Here is a 1925-nt window from a genome sequence, read left to right on the forward strand (position 1 = left end):
CGCCCCGCAACTCCCCGGCCGCCCCGGGGGGGGTATTACGGGGGCCACCCCCCGCCGCTGCCGCTCAGGGCGTCCGGCATATGGGCCGTTCCGTACCAAACCTCGGTACGGAACGGCCCTTCTGCTTATCCTTGCCGGCATGCTGACCATCACCCAGGCCCTCGTCGACCAGATCGTCGCCCACGCGCGCAAGGACCACCCCGACGAGGCGTGCGGCGTCGTCGCCGGCCCGGCGGGCTCGGACCGCCCGGAGCGCTTCATCCCGATGCTGAACGCGGCCATGTCGCCCACGTTCTACGAGTTCGACTCCGGCGACCTGCTCAAGCTCTACCGCGAGATGGACGACCGCGACGAGGAGCCGGTGGTCATCTACCACTCCCACACCGCGACCGAGGCCTACCCCTCGCGCACCGACATCTCCTACGCCAACGAGCCCGGCGCGCACTACGTCCTCGTCTCCACCGCCGACACCGACGGCGCCGGCGAGTTCCAGTTCCGCTCCTTCCGCATCGTCGAGGGCGAGGTCACGGAGGAGGAGGTCCAGGTCGTCGAGGCCTACTGAGGCCGTCTGAGCAGGGCGGTCTCATTCCCCGGCCCGAAAACGTCCGCCATGTGGGATCACATTCCAGCGCCCGGACCGGGAATCGATACGATGAGCCCATGGTTTTCCATGACGTGAGCGAAAAGACGCCGGGCGATCTGCTCGTGGCGCGGCTGCACGTCGACCTGTGCAGGCTCGCCAGCGCCATCTGTTGACGCCGGTCCCTGCCGCCGTACGGCCGTGAGCCGCGGCGCTGCACACACGCACCACCTGCTGTTCCTGCGCTGCCGCGCGCCCCGACCGACCACTCCCGACAGGAGCCCTGAAGCCATGGCCATCGAGGTCCGCATCCCGACCATCCTCCGCACCTACACCGACGGTCAGAAGGCAGTGGAGGGCAAGGGAGACACCCTCGCCGAGCTCTTCACCGACCTCGAGACCCGGCACGCCGGCATCCAGGCCCGCATCGTGGACGGCGACAGCCTGCGCCGCTTCGTCAACGTCTACCTGAACGACGAGGACGTCCGCTTCCTCGACGGCATCAACACCAAGCTGTCGGACGGCGACAACGTCACGATCCTGCCGGCCGTGGCCGGCGGCATGGTCTGATCACCGATGCGCTACGACTCCCCCCTGGCCGCGGTCGGCAACACCCCCCTGGTGCGCCTGCCGCGGCTGTCGCCGTCCGCCGACGTCCGCGTCTGGGCGAAGCTGGAGGACCGCAACCCGACGGGATCGGTCAAGGACCGTCCGGCCCTGCACATGATCGAGCAGGCGGAAAAGGACGGCCGCCTGACCCCGGGCTGCACCATCCTCGAGCCGACGTCGGGCAACACCGGCATCTCCCTGGCGATGGCGGCGAAGCTCAAGGGCTACCGCATCGTCTGTGTGATGCCGGAGAACACCTCGCAGGAACGCCGGGACCTGCTGGGCATGTGGGGCGCGGAGATCATCTCCTCCCCGGCGGCGGGCGGCTCCAACACGGCCGTGCGCGTCGCCAAGGAGCTCTCGGCCGAGCACCCCGACTGGGTGATGCTCTACCAGTACGGCAACCCGGACAACGCGGGCGCCCACTACGCCACGACGGGTCCCGAGATCCTCGCCGACCTGCCGTCGGTCACGCACTTCGTGGCCGGCCTCGGCACCACCGGCACCCTCATGGGCGTGGGCCGCTTCCTGCGCGAGCACAAGCCGGACGTCCGGATCGTCGCGGCCGAACCGCGCTACGACGACCTGGTCTACGGCCTGCGCAACCTGGACGAGGGCTTCGTCCCCGAGCTGTACGACGCCTCCGTCCTCACCACCCGCTTCTCCGTCGGCTCGGCGGACGCGGTCACCCGCACCCGTGAGCTGCTCCAGCAGGAGGGCATCTTCGCCGGCGTCC

Annotated in this window: 4 protein-coding genes; all 4 read left to right on the plus strand. The window is 69.7% G+C overall.

Features of this window, described 5'->3' with window-relative positions; translation table 11 throughout:
• Positions 1-139 precede the first annotated feature (139 nt).
• On the plus strand, positions 140-562 hold the full coding sequence (locus tag ABZ281_RS47645; RefSeq protein WP_031140077.1) for a M67 family metallopeptidase: 423 nt from the start codon (positions 140-142) through the stop codon (positions 560-562).
• A 98-nt stretch (positions 563-660) separates the two neighbouring features.
• Positions 661-756 carry a putative leader peptide gene (locus ABZ281_RS47650; RefSeq protein ID WP_311688247.1) on the plus strand — a complete coding sequence of 32 codons (96 nt, stop codon included), beginning with the start codon at positions 661-663 and terminating at the stop codon, positions 754-756.
• 115 nt (positions 757-871) lie between these two features.
• Positions 872-1150 carry a MoaD/ThiS family protein gene (locus ABZ281_RS47655; RefSeq protein WP_030837819.1) on the plus strand — a complete coding sequence of 93 codons (279 nt, stop codon included), beginning with the start codon at positions 872-874 and terminating at the stop codon, positions 1148-1150.
• 6 nt (positions 1151-1156) lie between these two features.
• Positions 1157-1925: pyridoxal-phosphate dependent enzyme (locus ABZ281_RS47660; RefSeq protein WP_356664902.1), on the plus strand; the 769-nt coding region annotated here is incomplete at its 3' end.

This window comes from Streptomyces sp. NPDC006265 (genome assembly GCF_040613555.1).
Lineage (GTDB): Bacteria > Actinomycetota > Actinomycetes > Streptomycetales > Streptomycetaceae > Streptomyces.